The 23,390-nt window shown below is 72.4% G+C and carries 21 protein-coding genes and 1 pseudogene; 12 read left to right on the top strand and 10 right to left on the bottom strand.

Annotation, left to right across the window (positions count from 1 at the left end; translation table 11 throughout):
- Positions 1-25: 25 nt before the first annotated feature.
- The gene (locus FB470_RS26505; protein ID WP_306995908.1) at positions 26-955 is read right to left on the bottom strand and encodes an alpha/beta hydrolase; all 930 of its coding nucleotides are present in this window, start codon (positions 953-955) and stop codon (positions 26-28) included.
- 193 nt (positions 956-1,148) lie between these two features.
- Between FB470_RS26505 and FB470_RS26500 the strand changes: the two genes are divergently transcribed.
- Complete coding sequence (locus tag FB470_RS26500) at positions 1,149-2,900, top strand: sigma-54-dependent Fis family transcriptional regulator (RefSeq protein WP_306995904.1); 1,752 nt, start codon at positions 1,149-1,151, stop codon at positions 2,898-2,900.
- 54 nt (positions 2,901-2,954) lie between these two features.
- On the opposite strand, the gene FB470_RS26495 is transcribed toward FB470_RS26500, so the two are convergent.
- Positions 2,955-4,325, bottom strand: coding sequence for an NAD-dependent succinate-semialdehyde dehydrogenase (locus FB470_RS26495; protein WP_306995902.1), 1,371 nt, complete (start codon positions 4,323-4,325; stop codon positions 2,955-2,957).
- Between the two features lie 187 nt (positions 4,326-4,512).
- On the opposite strand from FB470_RS26495, the gene FB470_RS26490 reads away from it, so the two are divergent.
- The 4 genes from FB470_RS26490 (at position 4,513) to FB470_RS26475 (ending at position 8,490) form a co-directional block, all read left to right on the top strand.
- Positions 4,513-5,544, top strand: a complete 1,032-nt coding sequence (locus FB470_RS26490; protein WP_306995900.1) for an alcohol dehydrogenase — start codon at positions 4,513-4,515, stop codon at positions 5,542-5,544.
- Between the two features lie 176 nt (positions 5,545-5,720).
- The gene (locus tag FB470_RS26485; protein ID WP_306995897.1) at positions 5,721-6,638 is read left to right on the top strand and encodes a helix-turn-helix domain-containing protein; all 918 of its coding nucleotides are present in this window, start codon (positions 5,721-5,723) and stop codon (positions 6,636-6,638) included.
- A gap of 63 nt (positions 6,639-6,701) precedes the next feature.
- Positions 6,702-7,583 (top strand): NmrA family NAD(P)-binding protein, encoded by an 882-nt coding sequence (locus FB470_RS26480; protein WP_306995895.1) that lies wholly within the window; start codon positions 6,702-6,704, stop codon positions 7,581-7,583.
- 16 nt (positions 7,584-7,599) lie between these two features.
- Positions 7,600-8,490: an MBL fold metallo-hydrolase gene (locus FB470_RS26475; RefSeq protein WP_306995892.1), complete on the top strand. Its 891-nt coding sequence runs from the start codon at positions 7,600-7,602 to the stop codon at positions 8,488-8,490.
- Positions 8,491-8,525: 35 nt separating this feature from the next.
- Here the strand turns inward: FB470_RS26475 and FB470_RS26470 are convergent, their stop codons facing one another.
- The gene (locus FB470_RS26470) at positions 8,526-9,734 is read right to left on the bottom strand and encodes an oxygenase MpaB family protein (protein ID WP_306995889.1); all 1,209 of its coding nucleotides are present in this window, start codon (positions 9,732-9,734) and stop codon (positions 8,526-8,528) included.
- A gap of 216 nt (positions 9,735-9,950) precedes the next feature.
- Between FB470_RS26470 and FB470_RS26465 the strand changes: the two genes are divergently transcribed.
- On the top strand, positions 9,951-11,111 hold the full coding sequence (locus FB470_RS26465) for a TetR/AcrR family transcriptional regulator (RefSeq protein ID WP_306995886.1): 1,161 nt from the start codon (positions 9,951-9,953) through the stop codon (positions 11,109-11,111).
- Between the two features lie 57 nt (positions 11,112-11,168).
- Here the strand turns inward: FB470_RS26465 and FB470_RS26460 are convergent, their stop codons facing one another.
- Positions 11,169-11,621: a winged helix-turn-helix transcriptional regulator gene (locus FB470_RS26460; protein ID WP_306995884.1), complete on the bottom strand. Its 453-nt coding sequence runs from the start codon at positions 11,619-11,621 to the stop codon at positions 11,169-11,171.
- A gap of 90 nt (positions 11,622-11,711) precedes the next feature.
- Between FB470_RS26460 and FB470_RS26455 the strand changes: the two genes are divergently transcribed.
- The 3 genes from FB470_RS26455 (at position 11,712) to FB470_RS26445 (ending at position 13,926) form a co-directional block, all read left to right on the top strand.
- Positions 11,712-12,311, top strand: a complete 600-nt coding sequence (locus tag FB470_RS26455; RefSeq protein WP_306995882.1) for a dihydrofolate reductase family protein — start codon at positions 11,712-11,714, stop codon at positions 12,309-12,311.
- 173 nt (positions 12,312-12,484) lie between these two features.
- Complete coding sequence (locus FB470_RS26450) at positions 12,485-12,880, top strand: ectoine synthase (protein ID WP_306995880.1); 396 nt, start codon at positions 12,485-12,487, stop codon at positions 12,878-12,880.
- On the top strand, positions 12,877-13,926 hold the full coding sequence (locus FB470_RS26445) for a threonine aldolase family protein (protein ID WP_306995878.1): 1,050 nt from the start codon (positions 12,877-12,879) through the stop codon (positions 13,924-13,926). The genes FB470_RS26450 and FB470_RS26445 overlap by 4 nt, the downstream gene beginning before the upstream one ends.
- Before the next feature lie 59 nt (positions 13,927-13,985).
- Here the strand turns inward: FB470_RS26445 and FB470_RS26440 are convergent, their stop codons facing one another.
- A complete protein-coding gene (locus tag FB470_RS26440; RefSeq protein ID WP_306995876.1) occupies positions 13,986-15,140 on the bottom strand; it encodes an acyl-CoA dehydrogenase family protein in 1,155 nt (384 codons plus the stop codon).
- An 11-nt stretch (positions 15,141-15,151) separates the two neighbouring features.
- Entirely contained in the window at positions 15,152-16,027 is an 876-nt protein-coding gene (locus FB470_RS26435) for a 3-hydroxybutyryl-CoA dehydrogenase (protein WP_306999491.1), read from the bottom strand.
- 99 nt (positions 16,028-16,126) lie between these two features.
- Between FB470_RS26435 and FB470_RS26430 the strand changes: the two genes are divergently transcribed.
- Both FB470_RS26430 and FB470_RS26425 read left to right on the top strand, forming a co-directional pair.
- On the top strand, positions 16,127-16,801 hold the full coding sequence (locus FB470_RS26430) for a TetR/AcrR family transcriptional regulator (protein WP_306995873.1): 675 nt from the start codon (positions 16,127-16,129) through the stop codon (positions 16,799-16,801).
- A gap of 235 nt (positions 16,802-17,036) precedes the next feature.
- On the top strand, positions 17,037-18,101 hold the full coding sequence (locus tag FB470_RS26425) for an LLM class flavin-dependent oxidoreductase (protein WP_306995871.1): 1,065 nt from the start codon (positions 17,037-17,039) through the stop codon (positions 18,099-18,101).
- A gap of 75 nt (positions 18,102-18,176) precedes the next feature.
- Here FB470_RS26425 and katG read toward each other — a convergent pair whose 3' ends face one another.
- From katG to FB470_RS26410, 3 genes and pseudogenes are all read right to left on the bottom strand, one after another.
- Positions 18,177-20,453 carry a catalase/peroxidase HPI gene (katG, locus tag FB470_RS26420; RefSeq protein ID WP_306995869.1) on the bottom strand — a complete coding sequence of 759 codons (2,277 nt, stop codon included), beginning with the start codon at positions 20,451-20,453 and terminating at the stop codon, positions 18,177-18,179.
- Positions 20,454-20,903 (bottom strand): Fur family transcriptional regulator, encoded by a 450-nt coding sequence (locus FB470_RS26415; protein ID WP_306999489.1) that lies wholly within the window; start codon positions 20,901-20,903, stop codon positions 20,454-20,456.
- A gap of 275 nt (positions 20,904-21,178) precedes the next feature.
- Positions 21,179-21,987 (bottom strand): annotated as a pseudogene (locus tag FB470_RS26410) (PaaX family transcriptional regulator).
- Between FB470_RS26410 and FB470_RS26405 the strand changes: the two are divergent.
- Positions 21,943-22,323 (top strand): cytochrome P450, encoded by a 381-nt coding sequence (locus FB470_RS26405; protein WP_306999488.1) that lies wholly within the window; start codon positions 21,943-21,945, stop codon positions 22,321-22,323. The pseudogene FB470_RS26410 and the gene FB470_RS26405 sit on opposite strands and share 45 nt — an antisense overlap.
- Here the strand turns inward: FB470_RS26405 and FB470_RS26400 are convergent.
- Entirely contained in the window at positions 22,299-23,357 is a 1,059-nt protein-coding gene (locus tag FB470_RS26400) for a saccharopine dehydrogenase family protein (RefSeq protein ID WP_306995867.1), read from the bottom strand. The two genes, FB470_RS26405 and FB470_RS26400, sit on opposite strands and share 25 nt — an antisense overlap.
- Positions 23,358-23,390: the final 33 nt, after the last annotated feature.

Here is a 23,390-nt window from a genome sequence, read left to right as displayed (position 1 = left end):
GAGTCGGTGACGGGACGGGCGCGGATCAGCCGCGGTACCACTTCGCGATCGCGGCGATCTCCGCGTCGGCCTCCGGCGCGTTGCCGGCGAGGAACGGGAAGACGTGCTGCATGCCTTCGACGATCGACAGGGTCACGTCGGCACCCGCCGCCTGGGCCTTGTCCGCGACCCGGGTGGCGTTGTCCACCAGGCACTCCACGGAGCCGGCGTTGACGTAGAGCCGGGGGAACCCGGTGAAGTCGGCGTAGAGCGGGTTGGCCAGCGGCGTCTTCGGGTCGATCTTCCCGCCGGCGAGGACCCCGGCGATCATGCCCTCGAGCAGCGGGGCGTTGATCAGGGCGTCGGTCGCGTCGTTGGTCACCAGTGTGGTGCCGGAGTTCTCCATGTCCAGCCACGGCGAGAACGCGATCACCCGTCCGGGCACCGGCCGGCCCTGGTCGCGCAGGGCCAGCGGGATGGCGATGGCCAGGTTCCCGCCCGCCGAGTCGCCGATCGTGGTGATGTCGGAGGGCGCGACGCCCTGCTCGGTGAGCGCGGTGAACGCCGCGACACCGTCCTCGAGCTGCGCCGGGTGCGGGTGCTCGGGCGCACGGCGGTAGTCGAGCACGAAGGCGGTGACCCCGAGCGCCTTGGCGACGTGCCCGGCCAGCTTGCGGTGGCTGGCCGCCGACCCGACCGCGAACCCGCCCCCGTGGGTGTAGAGCAGCACCTGGGAGGTGTCCGCGCCGACGGGCATCGCCCAGATACCGGGGACGCCGCCGACGGTGTCTTCGCGGTAGGTGACGTCCTCGGGCTCGCGGGTGGGCTGGTGCCACTCGTCGAAGATGCTGCGGAACAGCCGCGTGGTCAGGCCCGGCGTGGTGGCGATGATGTCGGCCCAGTCGGCGTAGAGCGCGCGCAGCGCGTCCGATTCGACCGAGGTGCCCGGGGGCCGGGTCGATGGCGCCGTTGTCATCTGGTTCCTCCTCGAAGTTGCGTGCGGGCCGGCAGGCAGCCCGTCGTGGCGTGGGACCGACTGTGGCGAGGGCGCGACCTTCGCGGGTGTTCCGATCTGGAACGGCCCGTGGTGTTCCAGATCGGAACACCCGCCCCGGTCGCGGCGGGCGGTACCGTGATCGGGACAGCTCGGGACGGACCACGAGGCAACGATGCGTCGAGAAGAAGCTCCGCACCTGCCCGCGTTGTCGCGGGCGGAGCGGGAACGGATCCGAAGCAGCCGCGAGGCGCTGGTCAAGGGTGGCTTGCTGGCGGCGCCACCCGGGAGCGCCGGCGTGCCCCGGCACATCGAGCGGAGCTGGCGGCGGTGCGTGGGTGAGGCGGTACCGGTCGTTCGCGACGAGATCGACTACCGCGAACCCGAGGACAACCGGACGACGCTGCTGCGCGCCGCCGAGCCGGTGCTGAGCAGGCTCAAGGACAGCCTGGGCGACGTCCCGGTGGCGATGGTGCTCTCCGACGCCACCGGCCGCATCGTCGTGCGGCACGCCCAGGTCCGCCGCACGCTCGAGATCATGGACCGGGCGCACGCCGCCGAGGGGTTCGACTTCTCCGAACCGTCGGTCGGCACGAACGGCATCGGTACGGTGCTCGTCGAGCGACGCCCCGTGCTCGTGAGGGGCCCGGAGCACTACAACGCCCTGCTCGAAGACCTCACGTGCGCCGGGACCCCGATCATCGAACCCTGCACCGGCCGCGTGGTCGGCACGTTCTCGCTGGCCTGCGCGACCCGCGACGTCCACCCGCTGATGACGGTGATGGCCGGTGACGTGGTGCGGCAGATCGAGGCCCGCATCCTGGACGAGGCCGGGGACCGGCGGCGCAGGCTCGTGCAGGCGTACCTGTCGGTGGACCAGGCGAGCACCGCGACCCTGGTCGTCGACGCGGACACCGTCCTGGCCAACCGCCTCGGACTCGTCCACGCGGGGCCGGAGCTGCACCCGCTGCTGTGGCGGTTCCTGGACGAACACGGCCCGGCCACCGCCCAGCGGATGCGGGTGCCCCTGTCCGACGGCCCGCACGAGGCGCTGGTCACCCCGATCCGCGACTGCGGAACGACCGCGTACAGCGTGCGGCTGCTCCCCGGCCGCCCGGACGCGGCCGGCACCGGCGGCGCCGCCCTCCCGGTCGTCGTCGGTGACGTGCTGCACTTCGACGGCCAGGTCAACCGGCAGCTCGAGACCGCCGTCCGGCACCGCGAGCTGGTCGCCGTGACCGGAGCGAGCGGCACCGGGAAACTGTACACGGCGGTGCGCGTGCTGCGCCGCCGGGGTGCCCGGGACCCGCTGGTCGTCGAACCGCACCTGCAGCGCGACTGGTTCGACCAGGCGCGGGCGGCCGTCGCCGACCGGCGCGGGGTGGTCCTGCGCCGGGTCCACGAGACCCCCGCTCCGTCGGTCGCGCAGGTGCGGCTGCTGGCCGCGCCGGGAGCACCGGTCGCGCTGACCGCCGACCTCGACGCCGCCGGGGACGGGGTCCTCGGGCTGGTGCGGCAGGTCGCCACCACGGTGCGGTTGCCCACGCTCGCCCAGTGCCGCGAGCACCTGCCGTCCCTGGTCCGCGCCGTGCTGGCCGAGCTGCCCGAGCCGGCGTCGGCGACCCGGTTCGCCTCGCCGGTGTGGGATCTGCTGATGTCCTGGCACTGGCCCGGCAACCTCGCCGAACTCCGCAACACCGTGGTGCAGCTGGCGCGGCGGGCCGAGGGCGGCACCGTCGAAGCCGGCGACCTGCCCGACGAGCTCCGCACGGCGCGGCGGGGGCTGAGCATGCTGGAGTCCGCCGAGCGGGCCGCGGTGGTCGAAGCCCTGCAGGCCGCGGGCGGCAACCGCAGCCGCGCCGCGCGTGCGCTGGGCATCGGCCGCAACACGCTCTACCGCAAGATGCGCGAGTTCGGGATCAGCTGAGGGCACGCGCGGGCCGGCCGGCCGGGCGGCGGCCGGCCGGCCCGCGTCGCGGGCTCACGGAATCCGCACGAGCTTCTTGTTCGCGAACTCGGTGATGCCGAGCTCACCGAGCTCCCGGCCGACGCCCGATCGCTTCACACCGCCGAACGGCAGGTCCGGGGCGCTCCTGCTGGTGCCGTTGATCCACACCATCCCGCACTCGAGGTCCCGGGCCAGCGCCCGGGCCCGCTCGACGTCGGCGGTGTAGACCGACGCGGCCAGGCCGAACGGCGATTCGTTGGCCAGCGCGACGGCTTCCCGCTCGGATGCCACCCGGTGGACGACGGCGACGGGGCCGAACAGCTCCTCGGCGTAGGCCCGCATCCCCGGGGTGACGCCGGTGAGCACGGTGGGTTCGTAGAAGCTACCCGGGCCTGGGACGCGCCGGCCGCCGGTGTGCAGGATCGCCCCCTTCGCGACCGCGTCCTCGACCTGTTCTGCCAGGTCGTCGACCACGTCCCGGGAGGCCAGCGGGCCCAGGCGGGTGGCCGGGTCGGTCGGATCCGCCGGCCGGACCTCCCGCATGGCGCGGACGAACCGCTCGAGGAATGCGTCGTGGACCTCGGCCAGCACGATGAACCGCTTGGACGCGGTGCAGGCCTGACCTGCGTTGAACAGGCGGTTGTGCACGGCCTGCGCGACGGTCGCCTCGAGGTCGGTGTCGTCGAGCACGATGAACGGGTCGGAGCCGCCGAGTTCGAGCACGTACTTCTTCATGTGGCGGCCGGTCACCTCGCCGACGGCGGACCCGGCGCGCTCGGACCCGGTCAGCGACACGCCCTGCACCCGCGGATCGCCGATCAGGCGCGCGATCTGGGCGGAGTCGGCGAACAGGTTGAGGTAGGTCCCCTCCGGCGCCCCGGCCTCGGTGAACAGGTCCTCGATCGCCAGTGCCGCCTGCGGGCAGTTGCGGGCGTGCTTGAGCAGGATCGTGTTGCCGAGCACCAGGTTGGGCGCGGCGAACCGCGCCACCTGGTAGTAGGGGAAGTTCCACGGCATGATCCCGACCAGCGCGCCGATCGGTTCGGTGCGCAGGACCGCTTCACCACTGCCGGCGATGTCCAGCTTCTCCTCGGCCAGGAACCGCGCGGCGTGGTCGGCGTAGTAGTCGTAGATGGCGGCGACCAGTGCCACCTCTCCCCTGGCCTGGGTGATCGGTTTCCCCATCTCCAGGGTCAGGATCGCGGCGAGCTCGTCGGCGCGCTCGCGGTGCAGCCGGGCCACCCGGCGCAGCAGTCCGGCCCGCTGCTCCAACGGCGCGTCCCGCCATCGGCGGTAGGCGGAGTGGGCCCGGTCCAGGGCCTGCTCCACGTCCTGGTCGGAGGCGAGCGGGAACTCCTTGACGAGCTCACCGGTCGCCGGATTGGTGGTGTGGTAGCCGGTCATGCGCTTCCTCGTTTCCGTGCGGTGGATCGGTGGCGAGCATCCCGCACCGCCACGTGATCCGGCGTGTTCCGAATCGGGACACCGGCCTGCCGCGCCCGCGCTGGTACCAAGAGTGCGCCGACAGGAAGCGGCAGAAGCGAGGTAGGAAGACATGCACGCGTTCGCGGTTCCCGGAGAAGGTGCCGGCGTGGTCGACGTGGAACTGCCGACCCCCAGCCCCACCGGGCGGGAGGTACTGCTCAAAGTGGAGCGTTCCGGCGTGTGCCACACCGACACGCACCTGCGCCACGGTTCCTACGACCTCGGTGCCCGCGGCAGCCTCCGGCTCGTCGACCGGGGCGTGAGCTACCCGCTGGTGATGGGGCACGAAGTGGTGGGCACCGTCGTGGCGGTGGGCGATCAGGTGAGCGCGCACCACCCCGGCGACCTGCGCCTGGTGTACCCGTGGATCGGCTGCGGGGATTGTGCCGAGTGCGACGGGCAGCGGGACAACTACTGCGCGGCGGGCCGCAACCTGGGCGTCGCCCGGCACGGCGGATACGCCGAGTACGTCCTGGTGCCTGACGAGAAGTACTTGGAGGACATCACCGGACTCGACCCGAGTTGGGCGGCCACGCTGGCGTGTTCCGGCTTGACCGCCTTCAGCGCCGTCCACAAGGTACTGCCGTTGCGGCCGGCGGAACCGGTCGTGGTGATCGGCGCGGGCGGTGTCGGTCTCACCGCAATAGCCGTGCTGCGGGCACTGGGCCACGACGACATCTGTGCCGTCGACCTGTCGGCGGAGAACGTGGCCGTGGCGCGCGGGCTGGGAGCGTCGGCCTCGGTGCGCGCCACGGGCGACGAGGTGAGCAAGGACATCGTCGAGGCGTGCCACGGGCCGGTTGCGGCCGTGATCGACTTCGTCAACAGCGGGGTCACCGCCACGGCTGCCTTCGACGCCCTCCGCAAAGGAGGCCGGCTCGTCCAGGTCGGCCTCTTCGGTGGCGAGCTGACGGTGCCCACCGCGCTGATGGCGCTGAAGATGCTGACGATCCGCGGCAGCTTCGTCGGCACGCCGGAGGAGTTGCGCTCCCTCGTCGCGCTGGCCCGGCGGGGGGCGCTCCCGCACATCCCCGTCATCGACGCACCCCTCGACGCGCGGTCGGTGCAGGACGCCCTGAATCGGTTGACGCGCGGCGGGGTGCCCGGCCGGATCGTGCTGCGGGCCGCGGACGCCTGACCCGGCGCGCAGCGCTTCCGCGAAGGATTCGCCCTCGTCGCGCGGGTTTCGTACTCGGCCGCCAGTTCGCCAGCGGGTCCACCCCGACCGGGGCCGGCATGACCACGGCGGCGTCACTGCGTGGGTGTCCATCGCGTGGACAGGCTCGCCGCGCGGATCGCGTCCAGACTGGTCTCATGAGTTCTTCCTCGCCCGAGTGGGCCGGCCGGCGGGTGGTGCGCGATCCTGGTCGGGTGCGGTCCGGGAAGTCGTCCTCGGGGGAGCTCGGTGAGTTCCTGCGGTCGCGGCGCGCCGCGGTGACGCCGCGGGACCTGGGCATCCGCCCGTCCTACGGGGACCGGCGCCGGGTGCCGGGCCTGCGGCGGGAGGAGCTCGCCGAGCTGGTCGGGGTCAGCACGACGTACTACACCCGTCTCGAGCGGGGCGAGAGTCACCAGGTCTCGGACGCGATCCTGGACGCCCTCGCCCGCGTGCTGAACCTGTCGCCGGACGAGCGCGCCCACCTCTACCGCCTGGCGCGGGCGCTCCCGCCGGTCCGGGGAACCGGGCACGAGGACCGGGTCCGTGAGCCGATCCGGGACCTCATCGCCGGCAGCCGGGGCGCCGTCGTGCTCGTCGGCCGCCGGACCGACATCCTCGCGGGCAACCCGCTCGGCTACGCCCTGTGGACCCTGACCAGCGACGAGATCGCCGCCATCGGCACGCCGGAGCCGCCCAACCAGGCCCGGCGCGTGTTCCTCGACCCGGCGGCCCGCGAGCTGTTCGCCGACTGGGAGCGCCAGGCCGAGGACCTCGCGTCCTACCTGCGCGTGGCCACCGCTGAACGGCCCGACGACCTGGCCCTGCACCAGCTCGTCGCCGAACTCGCCACCGGCAGCGCCGACTTCGCCCGCCTGTGGCGCGACCACCCGGTGCGGGACTGCCTGCACACCGTGCGCCGCTACCGGCATCCGCTCGTGGGCGAGCTGGAGCTCAACGAAGAGATCCTGCGGCTGCCCGACGACCCCGGGCAGCGCCTGATCATCAGCGCGGCCCAGGCCGGCACCCCGTCGGCCGACCGGCTCGCCCTGCTCGGCTCCGCCACCGCCGGCTGACCGGGCCCTCACCAGTTCACCCCGGCCGCGCGTCGCGCGGCCCTGCACGCACGAGGTTCCACCATGTTCGTCGTCTCCTCAGCAACCAGCAACACCGGTTCCGCCGTCGCGGACGCGCTCCTGGCCGCGGGGCACCAGGTCCGGGTGCTCGGCCGCAGCCTCGACCGCCTCCAGCGGTTCGCCGACCGCGGCGCCGAAGCCGTGGAAGTCCGCACCGACGACCCCGGCAGCCTCCGCAAGGGTTTCACCGGAGCCCGCGCGGCGTTCGTCATGATCGCCCCCGGCATCATCCCCGGCAGCGACGACTTCCCCGCCCACCAGCGCCGCGTGATCGACGCGCACCGGGAAGCGCTCGACGGGCTCGACGACCTCACCCGGATCGTGAGCCTGAGCGGCTGGGCCGCGAACTACGCGGGCGCCCGCGGCCCGGTGTGGGGGCTGCGCCCGTTCGAGCGGGCACTCGACACCCTCACCGGGGTCGACCTGGTCCACCTGCGGCCCGGGTGGTTCATGGAGAACACCCTGCCGATGATCGACGAGATCCGGGCCACCGGCACCGCACACGGGCTCATCCCGGCGGACCTCCCGCTCCCGGCCATCGCCACCGCCGACATCGGCGCCGTCGCCGCCGACCTGCTCACCGGCCGCCGCACCGCCGCCACCCGCACCCTCGAACTGCAGGGCCCCCGGGACGTCACGCTCGCCGAGATCGCCGCCGCGATCGGCGACGCCGTCGGACGGCCCGGCGCGCGCTACGAGGAGATCGACGCCGCCACCCTGCGCGCCGGCCTGCTCGCCGCGGGCTTCTCCCCGCACATGGCCGACGGCACCACCGAGATGACCAGCGACGTCGCCGCACGTCGCATCGCCATGACACAGCCGCGGACCACGGAGACCGCCACCCCGACGACCTTCGAGCAGTGGCTCACCCGGACCGTCCACTGAGGATCACGCAGACATCATGAGCACTCCCGCAGCACCGGCGCAGGCCCCCGGCTTCGCGCACACCCAGATCGGCGCCCTCACCGTGACGACCGTCTACGACGGCGCCCTGCCCATCTACGCCGCCGACATGCACGACGAGTCACCGGAGCGGATCACCGAACTGCTCGCCGACGGCTTCCTCCCCCCGGAGGGCGACCCGCAGACGGCGGTGAACACCTTCCTGTTCCGGTCCGCCGGGCGCACCGTCCTCGTCGACGCGGGGGCCGGCACGTCCCTCGGGCCGGGCAGCGGTCATCTGCTCGGCAACCTCCGGGCCGCCGGGGTCACTCCCGAGCAGGTCGACGACGTCCTGATCACGCACCTGCACCCCGACCACGTGTTCGGCCTCGTCACCGCGGACGGGAGCCCGGCGTTCCCGTCCGCGACGGTGCACGTGTCGGAGCCGGACGCCGGATACTGGCTCGACGACGCCGTCGCGGCGAGCGCCGAAGGCGTGCAGGCACAGATCCACTCGTGGGCCGGCACAGCGCTGGCGCCCTACCGGGCCGAGGGCCGGTTGTCCACCTTCGCCTACGGCGAGCAGCCGGTGGCGGGGGTGACCGCGGTCGACCTGCACGGTCACACCCCCGGCCACAGCGGCTTCCTCGCCGGCGACGAGGTGCTGTTCTGGGGCGACACCATGCACTGCCACGCGGTTCAGCTGCGCGCCCCGCACGTGACCATGGACATCGACAGCGACCGGCCCGGCGCTCGCGACGCCCGGCTGCGCCTGCTGGCCGACATCCGGTCCCGACCTTGGGCGGTCGGCGCCGCGCACCTGCCCTTCCCGGGCCTCGGGCGGATCCTGTTCCGTGGCGGTGAGGCCCGGTGGGTGCCCGCGCCGTACCGTCCACTCGGGACGGTGTGACGCCGCCGTCCCGGGCCGGGAACCGCGCGGGCGGTTCAGGTTCCGGGCCGGTTGCCGGTGGGGATCGTGATGGGGGTGGTCGTCGGGGAGGTCGCGTTGTTCAGGAACAGCATCGCGAGCGCGCGGATGAACTGGTCGAACATGAAGAACCCCGCGGGTGCGACGGGCAGCAGCCCCTCCCGGAACGCGATGTACGCCGGCCACCCGGCGCGGATCAGGGCCGCCGCCGCGTAGTCGCGCCGCAGCCCGAGCCAGTCGCCGACCTCGTCGCTGAGCACGTAGCGGACGAACTCGTTGAGGAACCCGCGGGTGACCCCCAGGTCGGCCTGGGCGGTCAGCCCGAGCAGGTCCTCGGCCAGCTCCTTGCCCTCGGCGGTCGGGGCGAGCAGCGGGGTGAGCACCTGCGTGGACTGCGCGTCCGCGTCGGCCCACGTCTTCGGGATGAACTCGTCGCGCACGCCGAGCAGGTGGATCGCGACCTGCCACAGGTGCAGGAAGGCGTCCTCGTCCGCGGCCGACAGGGGGACCTTCCACTCGATCAGCTTGCGGTGCACGAAGGTGCCGAGGCTGTGGAAGGTGATCAGGATGTCACCGTTGCTGATCGGGATCTGCTCGTCGGCGGCCGCCTGCCAGTGCGGCGACTGCGGCAGCAGGTGACGCACCGCGGCGTGCACCAGGCGCGTCTTGGTGGCGCTGACCACGAACTGGCCACCGGGTTCGAACGCGTTGAGGTCGCTCAGGTCGTAGCCGAAGGTGAACGTCTTGGCCGCGCGGTCCTTCATGTCGGCGCCGCCCGCCGACCAGTAGACCGCCCTGGCCTCCCGTGGGATCACCGTGCTCATGATGCCGCTGCCCAGGCCGTAGAGCATGAACAGGTAGGTGTCCTTGCGCCGGTTGAAGTCCGCGGCGCGGCGCAGCTTGGCCCGGTCGGCCCAGGACGGCAGCTGGTCGACCCGCTGGAGGTAGGTGGCCAGGCCGGCGGGCAGGCCGCCGGGCAGGGGGTCGCCGTTGTCCACCCACGACCGCAGCGCGGTGTTGACCGCCGGAACCTGGCCGGTGTCGAGGATTCCCGCCATCAGGGCGTCCACCTCGTCGTCCCACACCCACCACGGGTCGGTGCCCGTGCCGGTGCCGGCGACGGAGCCCGCCGGCGACCACGCCCACGCCGGGGCGGCGCCGGCCACCCCGGCCAGACCCAGTGCGACACCGAGCGACAGCGCGCTTCTTCTGTTGAGACTGCTCATTCACTTACCTCGCTTCCTCGAGAGGCAGGAGATGCGGTTTCGTCCGGGACATCGGGAACGGAGGACGAGTTCGACGAGGAGATTTCTCGTTAACATATCGAGGTGGACCCGCTGGTGGCAAGTGGTCCGGTGGCGGTTCGGCCCGGGGCGCGGTCCGCCTCGTGGTTGACTGGCGCGTATGGCCCAGTTCGCGCGTACGCCCGCCGGGGTGCCGCGGTGACCGCCGAGCCGGGCGCGGCCGTGCGGCCGCGCAACCGCAAGCAGCTGATCGTGGAGGCGGCCGGCCGGGTGTTCAGCGAGCGCGGGTACCACGCGGCGTCGATGGAGGAGATCGCCGCCGGCGTGGGCATCACCGCGGCCGCGCTGTACCGGCACTTCCCGAACAAGTACGCGCTGTTCACCGCGTGCGCGAACGTCATGGCCGACCGGCTCGTCGCCGCGCTCGACGAGGTCCCCCCGCACGCGGCCCTCGCGGACGTTCTCGCAGCGGTCACCCGCGTGACCGTCGCCCACCGCGCGTCCGGCGGCGTGTACCGGTGGGAGGCCCGGTACCTCGACCGCGCGGACCGCCGCGTGCTCAAGGGCAAGTTCGCGCAGGTCGTCGAGCGGGTGGCGGAGGCGGTGCGGCGCGAGCACCCCCTCCCCGGCGAGCACCTGCGGGCCGTGGCGGCCCTCGGCGCGATCGGGTCCATCACGATGCACCACACCTCGATCGCGCAGCGCCGGGTGGAGGACCTGTTGCAGGCCTCCGCCGTCGGTGCCGTCCAGGCCGACCCCACGGCCCGCGGCAACGCACGCGTGGTCGAACTGCCCGCCCGGCCCGTCCCGCGGACCCGGCGCTCGCAGATCCTCGCGGCCGCCATCCCGCTGTTCGAACGCGACGGGTTCGCCACGGTCACCAACGGCCGGATCGCCGAGGCCGTGGGGCTGGTCCCCTCCGCGCTCTACCGCTACTTCCCCGGCAAGGCCGACATCCTGGCGGCGGCGTGCCTGCAGACGGCGGGGCTGTTGGCCCAGGCGGTGGAGCACAACCTGCGCGGGGTGACCGACCCGCGCGAGGCCGTGGCCGCGCTGACGGCGACCTACGTGGCGTACAGCTTCGAGCACAACGCGCTGACCACCGTGGCGAACGCCGAGGTCGTCGGCCTGCCGGCCGCCCTGCGTCGGCCGCTGATCGCCGCGCAGCGCGAGCACATCGCGGTGTGGGAGCAGCACCTTCGAGCGGCCCGACCCGAACTCGACTCGCGTCAGGCCCGCGTGCTGGTGCACGCCGGGTTCGGCGTGGTGGTCGAGGCCGGCCGCCGGCTGCGGTGGCAGGACAGCCCCGGGCACCGCGCCGCCGTGACCGCCCTGGTCCTGGGCGCCCTGGGCGTGTGACCGCCGGGGTCGGAACCGGGAGGACGTCGATCGCGACGAGATCGAGGGGCGCCTCGCTCAGGCGGCCGCGCCAGGTCCGGGCAGCGGGTCGACGTCGGAGGCGTGCATCGGCTCGCCGCAGCGGGTGCAGCGCAGGTCGACACCGCTGATCTCGCCGCACGCGTGGTGCCGGTAGAGCACCGGCGGGCCCGCTTCGCCCGCGAGCCATTTGTCCCCCCAGCCGGCCATGACCATGAGCAGGTCGACCAGTTCGGCGCCCTTCTGCGTCAGCACGTACTCGTAGCGCGGCCGCCGGTCGTAGGGGCGGCGCTCCAGCACGCCGTGCTCGACGAGGTGGTTCAGCCGCTCGGCCAGGACCTTGCGCGAGATCCCCAGGTCGGCCTGGAGCTGCTCGAACCGGGTGAGCCCGACCCACACGTCGCGCAGGACCAGCGGCGACCACGGCTCCCCGATGACGTCGAGCGTGCGCGCGATCGAGCACGCCATCCTGCCGAAGTCCGTGCGCTGCATGACGGCAGCCTAGCATTGGGGTTCCCTGAAGGAACTCAGCCTGTTACCGTCTTGGAGTCTCCTGAAGGAACCCACCGAAGGGTCGCGGACATGAGCAAGGTCTTCAGCGCACTGGCCGTCTCGGTGGACGGCTACATCACCGGCCGCGACCCGGCTCCCGGGCGCGGGCTCGGCGACGCCGGGTTCCTCTTCGACTGGTACTTCGACGGGGACACGCCGAGCCGGGTCTTCGACGGGTTCACACTCAGCGAGCCCAGTGCCCGCGTCTTCGACGACCTCGCGAGCCGCGTCGGCGCGATCGTCTCCGGCCGCACCACCTACGACGACTCCGGAGAGTTCGACGGCGGCAGTCCGCACCCGGCCGCACGGCTGGTCGTCCTGAGCCACCGGCCGGCGCCGACGGCCGAGCGGTCACCGCGCCAGACGCTGGTCACCACCGGGATCGCCGACGCGATCGCGGCGGCCGTGGAGGCCGCCGGCGGCAAGGACGTCGGCCTCCAGGGCGGCGGCGTGGTCACCGAGGCGCTCAAGGCGGACCTGGTCGACGAGGTCGTGTTGCACCAGGTCCCGGTCCTGCTCGGCGCGGGGCGCCCGTACTTCCGGGAACTCCCCGCGCACATCCGCCTCCGCCTGGTCGAGGCCGTCCCCACCCCCGGCGTCACCCACCTGCGCTACGAGGTCCTGCGCTGACCGGAGCCGCTACGCCGGCGCCGAGGCGTCCACCAGCTCGGCGAGGTGGGCACGTCGCGCGGGGTGATTGTGGCACGATTTTAGCGACAGCGGTCGTTTCTGCCACTGTCCGCGGTGTCGCAGCGGGAGTCATGATCGAAGGCGTCCCTGCGCATCGAAAGGAAACCTGGTTCATGATCGTCCGTTCGCTGGAAGACGTCATCGGCACCGAGCGTGAGGTGCGGGGTCCCACGTGGACCAGCCGCCGCCTGGTGCTCGCCCGGGAGAAGGCCGGCTTTTCGGTGAACGACACCGTCGTGCACGCGGGCGCCGAGATCAAGATGTGGTACGCCAACCACATCGAGGCCGTCTACGTCATCGAGGGCCGGGGTGAGCTGGTCGACGACGAGACCGGGGCGAAGCACCACCTGGAACCGGGCATGATGTACCTCGTGGACGGACACGAACGGCACACCCTGCGCGCGCACACCGAGTTCCGCGCGGTCTGCGTGTTCAACCCGCCGCTCACCGGTGGGGAGGTCCACGACGACAACGGCGTCTTCCCGTTGCTGAGCGAGGAGGACGAGTGAGGGGTTTCGCCAGCGACAACAACGCCTCGGTGCACCCGGAGGTCATGGCGGCGCTGGCCGCCGCCAACGAAGGGCACCAGCCGGCCTACGGCGAGGACGTCCACACCGCCCGGTTGGGTGAGCTGATCAAGGACCACTTCGGCGAACACGCCGAGGTCTACCCGGTCTTCAACGGCAGCGGCGCCAACGTGGTCGGGCTGCAGGCGATGTGCGACCGGTGGAGCGCGGTGGTCTGCCCGGAGACCGCGCACATCAACGTCGACGAGTGCGGCGCGCCCGAGAAGGTGGCCGGACTGAAGCTGATCCCGGTGCCCACCCCGGACGGCAAGCTGACGCCGGACCTGCTCGACCGGCACGCGTGGGGCTTCGGCGACCACCACCACGCCCAGCCCAGGGTCGTGTCGCTGACGCAGAGCACCGAGTTCGGCACCCTCTACACCGCCGAGGAGATCGCGGCGATCGCGACGGCGGCGCACGAGCGCGGGATGCTCGTGCACGTGGACGGCGCGCGGCTGGCCAACGCGGCCGCGGCGCTCGGCCGGCCGCTGCGCACCTTCACCACGGACGCCGGGGTGGACGTGCTGTCCTTCGGCGGCACCAAGAACGGCCTGATGCTCGGCGAGGCGATCGTGGTGCTCGACCCGGGCGCCGTGCGGGGCGTGGAGTACCTGCGCAAGGCCGCGCTCCAGCTGGCGTCCAAGATGCGGTTCGTCTCGGCGCAGCTCGTCGCGCTGCTGGAGGGCGACCTGTGGCTGCGCAACGCCCGCCACGCGAACGCGATGGCGGCCCGGCTGGCGACCGCCGTCACCGCGGTACCCGGCGTCGAGATCACCCGGCCGGTGCAGGCGAACGCCGTCTTCGCGAGGCTGCCGCGGGAGGTCACCGCGCGGCTGCGGACGCGGTTCCGGTTCCACACCTGGGACGAGCGCACCGGCGAGGTCCGGTGGATGTGCTCGTTCGACACCACCGAAACGGACGTGGACACCTTCGCGGCGGCCATCGCCGAGGAGATGACGCGTGCGGACGCGGCCGGCGTCGGCAGGTGATCGTCTTGCCCGCCCCGGCCGGCCGGGGCGGGCCTCGGCGACCCGCGCCACCTCCCGCGTCAGGTGCGCAGCAGGTGGCGTGCCATGACGACGCGCTGGATCTGGTTGGTGCCCTCGTAGATCTGGGTGATCTTGGCGTCGCGCATCATGCGCTCCAGCGGGAAGTCCCGGGTGTAGCCGTAGCCGCCGAGGAGCTGGACCGCGTCGGTCGTCACGCGCATCGCCACGTCGGAGGCCTGGCACTTCGCGGCGGCACCGAAGAAGGACAGGTCGGGATCGTCGCGTTCGGACTTCGCCGCGGCCACGTACACCATCTGGCGCGCGGATTCCACGGCCATCGCCATGTCCGCGAGCATGAACTGGATGCCCTGGAAGTCCGCGATGTGCTTGCCGAACTGCTTGCGCTCGCGCACGTACGCCAGCGCGTGGTCGAGCGCGCCCCGGGCGATGCCGACGGCCTGCGCGGCGATCGTCACGCGCGTGTGGTCCAGGGTCCGCAGCGCGATCTTGAGCCCCTCCCCCGGCTTGCCGACGAGCCGGTCGCCGGGGATGCGGGCGTTGTCGAACAGCAGTTCCCGGGTCGGTGAGCCCTTGATGCCGAGCTTGCGCTCCTTGGCCCCGAACGAGAAACCCGGATCGGACTTCTCCACGACGAACGCGCTCACGTTCCTCCCCCGCGGCGCGTCCGGATCGGTCACGGCGAGAACCGTGTAGAACTCGGAGAACCCGGCGTTGCTGATCCACGACTTCTGTCCGTTGAGGACCCAGTCGTCACCGTCGGCGGTGGCGCGACACCGCATCGACGCGGTGTCCGAGCCGGCGTCGCGTTCGGACAGCGCGTAGGAGAACCCCGCCTCGCCGGACGCCAGCGGCGGCAGGTACTTCTTCTTGACCTCCTCGTCCGCGGCCAGGATCAGCGGCAGGCTGCCGAGCTTGTTGACCGCCGGGATCAACGACGACGACGCGCAGACCCGGGCGACCTCCTCGATGACGATGCAGGTCGCGAGCGCGTCGGCACCGGCGCCGCCGTAGGCCTCGGGCACGTGCGGGGCGTGGAAGTCCGATGCGACCAGCGCGTCGTAGGCGGCCTTCGGGAACTCCTCCCGCTCGTCGACCTCGGCCGCGTACGGGGCGATGCGCTCCTCGGCCAGGGTGCGGGCCGCCTCGCGGATCGCTTCGTGGTCCTCGGTGGTGGTGAACAGGTCGAACGACATCTCGCGTCCTCTCAGGAATAGGTGTAGAAGCCACGGCCGCTCTTGCGGCCCAGCAGGCCCCCCTCGACCATCCGGGCCAGCAGGGGCGGCGGGGCGTACAGCGGCTCCTTGAACTCCTCGTACAGCGACTCCGCGACGGCCTTCGTGGTGTCCAGCCCGATCAGATCGGCCAGCGCGAGCGGCCCCTGCGGGTGCGCCGCACCCCGGACCAGGCCCTCGTCGATGTCCTCGCGGGTCGCGAAGCCGGACTCGAGCATGCGGATGGCGGCGAGGATGAACGGGATCAGCAGCGCGTTGACCACGAACCCGGCCCGGTCCTGGCAGCGGATCGCGTGCTTGCCCAGCACGTCCTGCGCGAACGCCCGCGCCCGCCCCACGGTCTCCTCCGCCGTCAGCAGGCTCGGCACCAGCTCGACCAGCGGCAGCACCGGGACCGGGTTGAAGAAGTGGATCCCCAGCACCTGCGCCGGCCGGTGGGTGACCGTGCCCAGCTTCATGATCGGGATCGACGAGGTGTTGGACGCCAGGATCGCGTCCGGCGCGGACACGATCTCGTCCAGCGCGGCGAACAGCTCGGCCTTGACCCGCTCGTTCTCGACGATCGCCTCGATCACCAGGCTGCGGTCGGCCAGATCGTTCAGGCTCTCGCTGATCCGGATCCGCTCCAGCACCTCGGCCGCCGACGCGACCTTGCCCTTGCGCTCGGCCCGGGCCAGCGACGCCTCCAGCCGCCGGCGCCCCGCCTCGGCCGCCGCCGGGCTCGACTCGACGGCGATCACGTCCAGCCCGGCGCGGGCGCACACCTCGGCGATTCCCGCACCCATCTGGCCGCATCCCACGACCCCGACACGTTCCACGTCAGCACCCTCCTCGGAACTCGATACCATCATGACGGTACTGAGTACCGAGGAGTAGCTGAAGGCGCGGGAAGGCGGTATGAGCGGCACCACACCTCTAGGCTGGCCGCAGTCGCGCGAAGGAGACCGATGCCCGAGAAACCGGCCAAGGACCGGCTGATCGACGCCGCGTTCGCCCTGTTCGAGGAACGCGGCTACGACGCCACGACCGTCGACGACATCACCGAACGCGCCGGCGTCGGCCGCACCACGTTCTTCCGCACGTTCCGGTCGAAGGAAGACGTCATCTTCCCCGACCACGACGTGCTCCTGGCCGCCATCGACGCCCGCCTGCGCGGGTCCACGCACCGGACCGCGCTGGTGGCGGTCACCGAGGCCGCCCGCCTGGTGCTGCGTCACTACCTCGCCGAAGGCGAGCAGGCGCTGGCCCGCTACCGGCTCACGCGCACGGTCCCCGCCCTGCGCGACCGCGAAATCGCCGGAACCCAGCAGTACCAACGGCTCTTCCGCGAGTTCCTGCACAACTGGCTCGGCGGCGGCGAGGACACCGCCCTGCGCGCCGAACTCATGGCCGCCGCCGTGGTCACCGCCCACAACCACGTCCTGCGCCGGTGGCTGCGCGGCCTCACCGGCGACCCCGAGACCGAGTTCGACACCGCCATGACCGGGGTGCTCGACCTGTTCACCGCCGCGCCCGCCGGGGCCGGGGACACCAGCATCGTGGTCGTGCGGACCACCAAGGACCTCGACACCGTCCTCCCCGAACTGCGCCGCCTGCTCGGCGACCCCACCGCGGACCGGTGAGCGGCGGCCACCCGAAGTCCCACCGCGCCGGGATGGCCGGCAGCGACGCGAGCACGCCCCGAGCGCCCCGCCGACACCCGTCCCGATCCGCACCACCGCCTTCGACGGCACACCGGGCCGGCCACCGCCGGGCAACCGGTCCCACCGGCTGTGCCCACCCGGTGGGACCGGTTGCCCGCCGCCGATCCCGGCCGGGACAGTGGCCGTGATCGTCGCGTCGAGGCAAGGAGCTGTCGTGCCTGGTGGAATTCGCCCGCGGTTCGGGGTGTGGGCCGTCGTCTACGGCTCGTGGGGTCCGTTCGGCCACCCGGACGACCCGGTGGACGCGAGCTGGGAACGCAACAAGCGGCTCGTGGTCGAGGCGGACCGGCTCGGGTTCGATTCGACGCTGATCGCGCAGCACGTCGTCAACCCGTTCGGCGACGAGCTCGACCAGCTCGAGACCTGGACCTCGGCGGCGGCGCTCGCGGCGCTGACCGACCGGATCGAGATCATCGCCGCGATCAAACCCTACCTCGTGCACCCCGTGGTCCTGGCCAAGCAGGCACTGCAGATCGAGGAGATCAGCGGTGGCCGGTTCGGGCTGAACCTGGTCAACGCCTGGTTCAAACCCGAACTCCACCGCGCCGGGATCCCCTTCGCCGAGCACGACGAACGCTACGCCTACGGCCGGGAATGGATCACCGTCGTACGCGGGCTCCTCACCGGGGAGCGGGTTTCCTTCCACGGCAAGTACTTCCACGTCGAGGACTACCAGCTGCGCCCGGTCTCCCGGACCCGCACCCGTCCCGCGCTCTACGTCGGCGGCGAGTCGGAACCGGCCCGCGCGCTGGTCGCCGACACCGCCGACGTGTGGTTCCTCAACGGCCAGCCGCGCCGCGAGGTGGAACGCCTCATCGCCGACGTCGCCGCCCGGCCGGGCACCGGGCCGGGCGTCCGGTTCGGACTGTCGGCGTTCGTGGTCGCCCGCGAGACCGACGCCGAGGCCGAAGCGGAGCTGGCCGCGCTGTGGGAACTGGCCGAGGCGGGCAAGGCCCGCTGGGAGGCGCTGGTCGCCGACGCCGACCCGAAGGCGGTCATGTTCCAGACCTTCGCGAAGTACCCGCACATCGGCACCAACGGCGGCACCGCGGCCGGGCTCGTCGGCAGCTACGACACCGTGGCCCGCCGGATCCGGGAGTGGACCGGCCTCGGGATCGAGACGTTCATGCTGCAGTTCCAGCCCTTCGAAACGGAGATGCGCCGCTTCGCCGAACACGTCCTCCCGCGCGTCCGGGAATCCGCTCCCCAGGCGTTCTGACCGCGGTAAGGCCACCAACGGGACGAGCCCGGCCGGTCCGCGAGGGACCGGCCGGGCTCCTCCGGCACAACGGGATCAGGCGAGGTCGAACCGGTCGAGCTCCATGACCTTGGTCCAGGCCTTGACGAAGTCGCCGACGAACTTCTCGCGCGCGTCGTCGCTGGCGTAGACCTCCGCGAGGGCCCGCAGCTGCGAGTTCGAGCCGAAGATGAGGTCGACCGCGGTGGCGGTCCACTTCAGCTCGTCGGTCGCCGCGTCGCGGATCTCGTACACGTTCTCCTCGGACTCCGACGCCTTCCACCGGGTGCCCGGCGACAGCAGGTTGGCGAAGAAGTCGTTGGTGAGCACGCCCGGACGGTCGGTCAGCACACCGTGCCGAGTGCCGCCGTGGTTGGCGCCGAGCGAGCGCAGGCCACCGACCAGGACGGTCATCTCCGGCGCGGTCAGGTTCAGCATGTAGGCGCGGTCGACCAGCAGCACCTCGGGCTGGAGCTTCTCGCCGGCCCTGAGGTAGTTGCGGAACCCGTCGGCGCGCGGCTCCAGGACCTTGAACGACTCGACGTCGGTCTGCTCCTGGCTGGCGTCGGTGCGGCCGGGGTGGAACGGCACGGTCACCTCGACGCCCGCGTCGCGCGCGGCCTTCTCGACGGCGGCCGAGCCGGCCAGCACGATCAGGTCGGCCAGCGAGATCTTCGCGCCACCGGCCTCGTTGAACTCGCGCTGGATGGCCTCGAGCTTGTCCAGGACGGGCGCCAGCTTCTCCGGCTGGTTGACCTCCCAGTTGCGCTGCGGCTCCAGGCGGATCCGCGCACCGTTGGCGCCACCGCGCTTGTCGGTGGACCGGAAGCTCGCGGCCGACGCCCACGCCGTGGTGACCAGCTGCTCGACCGTCAGACCGGACTCGAGCACCTTCGCCTTGAGGGCGGCGATGTCGGCGTCACCGACGAGCTCGTGGTCGACGGCCGGCACCGGGTCCTGCCACAGCTGCGGCTCCGGGACCCACGGGCCCAGGAAGCGGCTGACCGGGCCCATGTCGCGGTGCAACAGCTTGTACCAGGCCTTGGCGAACGCGAGCGCGAACTCGTCCGGGTTCTCCAGGAACCGGCGCGAGATCGGCCCGTACACCGGGTCGAAACGCAGCGCCAGGTCCGTGGTGAGCATGGTCGGCTTGTGCTTCTTGTTCGGGTCGTACGGGTCCGGGATGATCTCCGGCGCGTCCTTGGCGACGTACTGCTTGCCGCCGCCGGGGCTCGTGGTGAGCTCCCACTCGTAACCGAACAGGATCTCGAAGAAGCGGTTGCTCCACTCGGTCGGCTTGTCGGTCCACGTCACCTCGAGGCCACTGGTGATCGTGTCCGGGCCCTTGCCGCTGCCGTGCGTGCTCAGCCAGCCGAGGCCCTGCGCCTCCAGCGGGGCGCCCTCCGGCTCGGGGCCCACGTGGTCGTCGGCGACGCCGGCGCCGTGGGTCTTGCCGAAGGTGTGGCCACCGGCGATCAGCGCGACGGTCTCCTCGTCGTTCATCGCCATGCGGCCGAACGTCTCGCGGATGAAGTGCGCCGCCGCCATGAAGTCCGCGCTGCCGCGGGGACCCTCGGGGTTGACGTAGATCAGGCCCATCTCGGTGGCGCCGAGTTCGGGCACCATCTCCGAGTCGGTGACGTAACGCTCGTCGCCCAGCCAGTCGTCCTCGGGGCCCCAGTAGACCTCCTCGGGCTCCCAGGTGTCCTCGCGGCCGAAGCCGAAGCCGAAGGTCTTGAAGCCCATCGACTCCAGGGCCACGTTGCCGGCCAGCACCAGCAGGTCGGCCCAGGAGATCTTCTGGCCGTACTTCTGCTTGACCGGCCACAGCAGGCGGCGCGCCTTGTCGAGGTTGGCGTTGTCGGGCCAGCTGTTCAGCGGCGCGAAGCGCTGGGCGCCGTCACCGGCACCGCCGCGGCCGTCGTGGATGCGGTAGGTGCCCGCGGCGTGCCAGCTCATGCGGATCATCAGGCCGCCGTAGTGGCCGAAGTCGGCGGGCCACCAGTCCTGCGAGGTGGTGAGCACCTGCTCGATGTCGCGCTTGAGGGCGTCGACGTCGAGCTTGGCGAACTCCTTGGCGTAGCTGAAGTCCTTGCCCAGCGGGTTGCTCTTCGAGTCGTGCGCGTGCAGCACCGACAGGTCGAGCTGGTTGGGCCACCAGTCGCGGTTGGAGCGCGGACGGCCGCCCGTCTTCGGGGTCGGCGAGTCGATCGCCGGGTTCTCGCTCTCGCTGCCGTGCGAGGTCACCGAGTCGTGCGCGACCGGGCACCCGGCCGCCGCCTTCTTGTCCACCCCCTGCGCGCTCGAGGGGGTGTTGTCCTGGGTGTCGCTCATCTACTTGCCTTCCGAGCTGGCGGTTTCCTGGGGAACTGCGACGGCCGAGCAGTCGGGGCAGGTGCCCCAAAAGACGACCTCCGCCTCGTCGATCACGTAACCGTGGTCATCCGAGGCGGTGAGACAGGGAGCGTGCCCGACGGTGCAGTCGACATCGGCGATCGCACCGCACGAACGGCACACGACGTGGTGGTGGTTGTCACCCACCCGGGACTCGTAGCGGGCGGTCGCGCCGGCGGGCTGGATGCGCCGCACCAGGCCGGCCTCGGTGAGCGCCCGCAGGACGTCGTAGACCGCCTGGTGGGACACGGTCGGGTGGTCGGCCCGCACGAGCGCGATCACCGTTTCGGTGTCGACGTGCGGATGGTCGCGCAGCGCGGCGAGCACGGCCAGCCGGGGCCGTGTCACGCGCAACGAGACCGCCCGCAGCTGCGCCTCGAAGTCCGACATCACGGGGACGACCCTAGAGGCTTGTCTTGAATGGGTCAAATTCCGACACGCTCGTTCCCGGGGGTCCGTCCGGAGCGGGCCCGTCGTGGCGAGGGCCTGGCCGCGGGAGTGCCGGGACGCACGTCAAGCCTGGTCACGGCCTCGCGCCGCACGCGCCGGTCAACGCGGTGACGATCATGACGTGGGCGCCGCGGCGCGCAGATCGCCGTCGGGCCTGATGCCCTCCGGCGCGTCCAGCGATGATTCACCCGGACGGGCCACCCTGAGGGTGACGGCTAGCCGCGGCCGCGCGAGGCCTCCGCGATGCGCCGCGCCGCGGCGGCTTGCTCGAAGGGCGTGTCGCCGTGGGCGCGGCGCTCTCCGAGCGTCTCGAAGAGCTCCGTGACGGTCGCGGAGTCGTGGTGGGAGGCGTGCTCGGCCAGCTCCGGCGACACCGACCCAGGATCTGCCGGAACCGGATCTCGGCGAGCGGGCCCAGCCGGTCGTAGATCTGCACGAACACCCGCTGCGCCCGCGCCCGGTCCCAGCCGCGCGGCAGCAGCTCGGCCGGCAGGTCCGGGTCGGTCTCCGGGAAGTGCCGCCAGTCCACCCGCAGCTCGGTCCGCGTCCGCAGGGCCTGCTTCGGCCCGATGAGCCCGTCGTCGAGACTCTGCAGCAACGGCTCGTACCGGTCGGCGAACTCGCGGTACTCCTCCGCCAGCGGCTCCAGGTCGAACGCCGCCGCCGGCGTGCCCGCGGCCGGCGTGCCGGGCACCTCGGCCGACCGCAGCACGGTCGCCGTCGTGATGCCCAGCTCCCGCACCACGCCCAGCGCCTCCTCCCCCAGGTCGTGCGGCGACACCCACACCCCGTCGTACAGCGCCGCGAACCGCAGCGGCCGCGACCGCAGGTTGTTCCGCAACGTCCGGTCCTGCTCGGGGACGGAAAAGGCGACGACCGTCCACTTCGGCGCGGTCGAGCCGAACGTCAGCATGCGGTAGGTGCGCTCTCCGATCACCTCGGACGTACGCGGCGGGATCCCGTAGGCCGTCGTCCGGCCCTGGCGCGACACGGTCAGCAGGCCGCGCGCGGCCCAGAAGATCAGCGCCGAGCGTGTTCATCGGCACGATGCTCGCCCACCTGGCCACCGACGCTCGCGTACACCTCGGCCAACGGCGACGAGGCGGTGTTCCCCGACGGCGAGAACTTCGTGCTGGACCGGGAGAACCTGCGCGAGGCCATCCCGTTCGGCGCCGGGATCCACGCGTGCCCGGGTGCACCACTGGCCCGCCTGATGCTGGTGATCACGCTCGAGGAACTCCTCGCGGCGACGGCGGACTTCTCCGTCGCGGGCGAGATCCTCATGGCACGGTGTGCGGAGTGGGGCACCCGGTCGGTACCCCTGGCGTTCGTGCCTCAGGACGCGACGCCGTCCGCGTGAACCGGCACGGGGAGCTCCACCGAGAGGTGCTCCGACAGTGCGCGGAGGAAGCCGGCCGCGTCGAAGATCTCCCCGGCGGAGGCGACGCCGGCCGTCCTGGTCCGGCCGGTGAGGATGCGGTGCACGGCTTCCACCGCGAGCGGTGCGGTGATGGCGTAGATGTCCCGGCCGCGGGCCACCGCGCGCCGTTCGTGGCCGCCCGCGCGGACGACGACGTCGACGACGAAGGTCTGCGCGGACCGGCCGCGCTCGTCGGCCGCCGTGGGGGCCGGGGTGCCGGGGGCGGCCAGGTCCCGGGCCGCCTCGACCGCCATGTAGGTGCACACCTCGGGAATCGCCAGATGACTGGGGAGGGTGACGACGTCGGCCATGGTGAACTCGCCGATGACCGTCCGGGTGCCCATCGGGTCCGGGAAGGTCCACTCCAGGACGGGCTCCTCGTCGCTGCGGTACTCCAGCTGCCCGTTGGTGTAGCGGACGCGCCGGCCGTCGCGCCGCTCCCCCGAGACCGCGCCCGAGGCGCGCGTCCCGTCGGTGGGGTGCCAGCTGCTCAGCCCGTACGCGATGTGCGCCTCGTCGGCCGCCGTCCAGTCGCCCATCGCCGCGGTGGCCAGCAGGTCGCCGAGGCCGCCGAAGAACGCCATCGCCGGCACGATCACCGCCCCCGCCGCGCGGGCGCGGTCGGCGAAGTGCGTGAACGTGTCCACATTGGCCTCGATCTCGGCCGCCACGTCCACGTACGGGATACCGGCGCGCAGGGCCGCCTCGATCACCGGGGCGGCCGTCGTGGCGAACGGCCCGGCGCAGTTGATCACCGCCGCGGCACCGGCCAGTGCGCGGTCGAGCGAATCCGGGTCCCCGACCGACGCCGGCCGGGCCTCGAGCCCCGGCTGGGACGCGGCGAGCGCGTCCAGCTTGGCGGCGTCCCGCCCGGACAGGACCGGGACGAACCCGCGCTCCCGCAGCTCGGCCACCACGAACCGGCCGGTGTGCCCGTAGGCCCCGAACACCGCCACCGTCTGCCCCGTACCCATGGGCTCTCCCTGCGCTCGACCCGATCAACTGCG

The sequence above is a fragment of the Amycolatopsis thermophila genome, from assembly GCF_030814215.1.
Lineage (GTDB): Bacteria > Actinomycetota > Actinomycetes > Mycobacteriales > Pseudonocardiaceae > Amycolatopsis_E > Amycolatopsis_E thermophila.
This window is presented reverse-complemented; position numbering and strand designations above follow the sequence as displayed.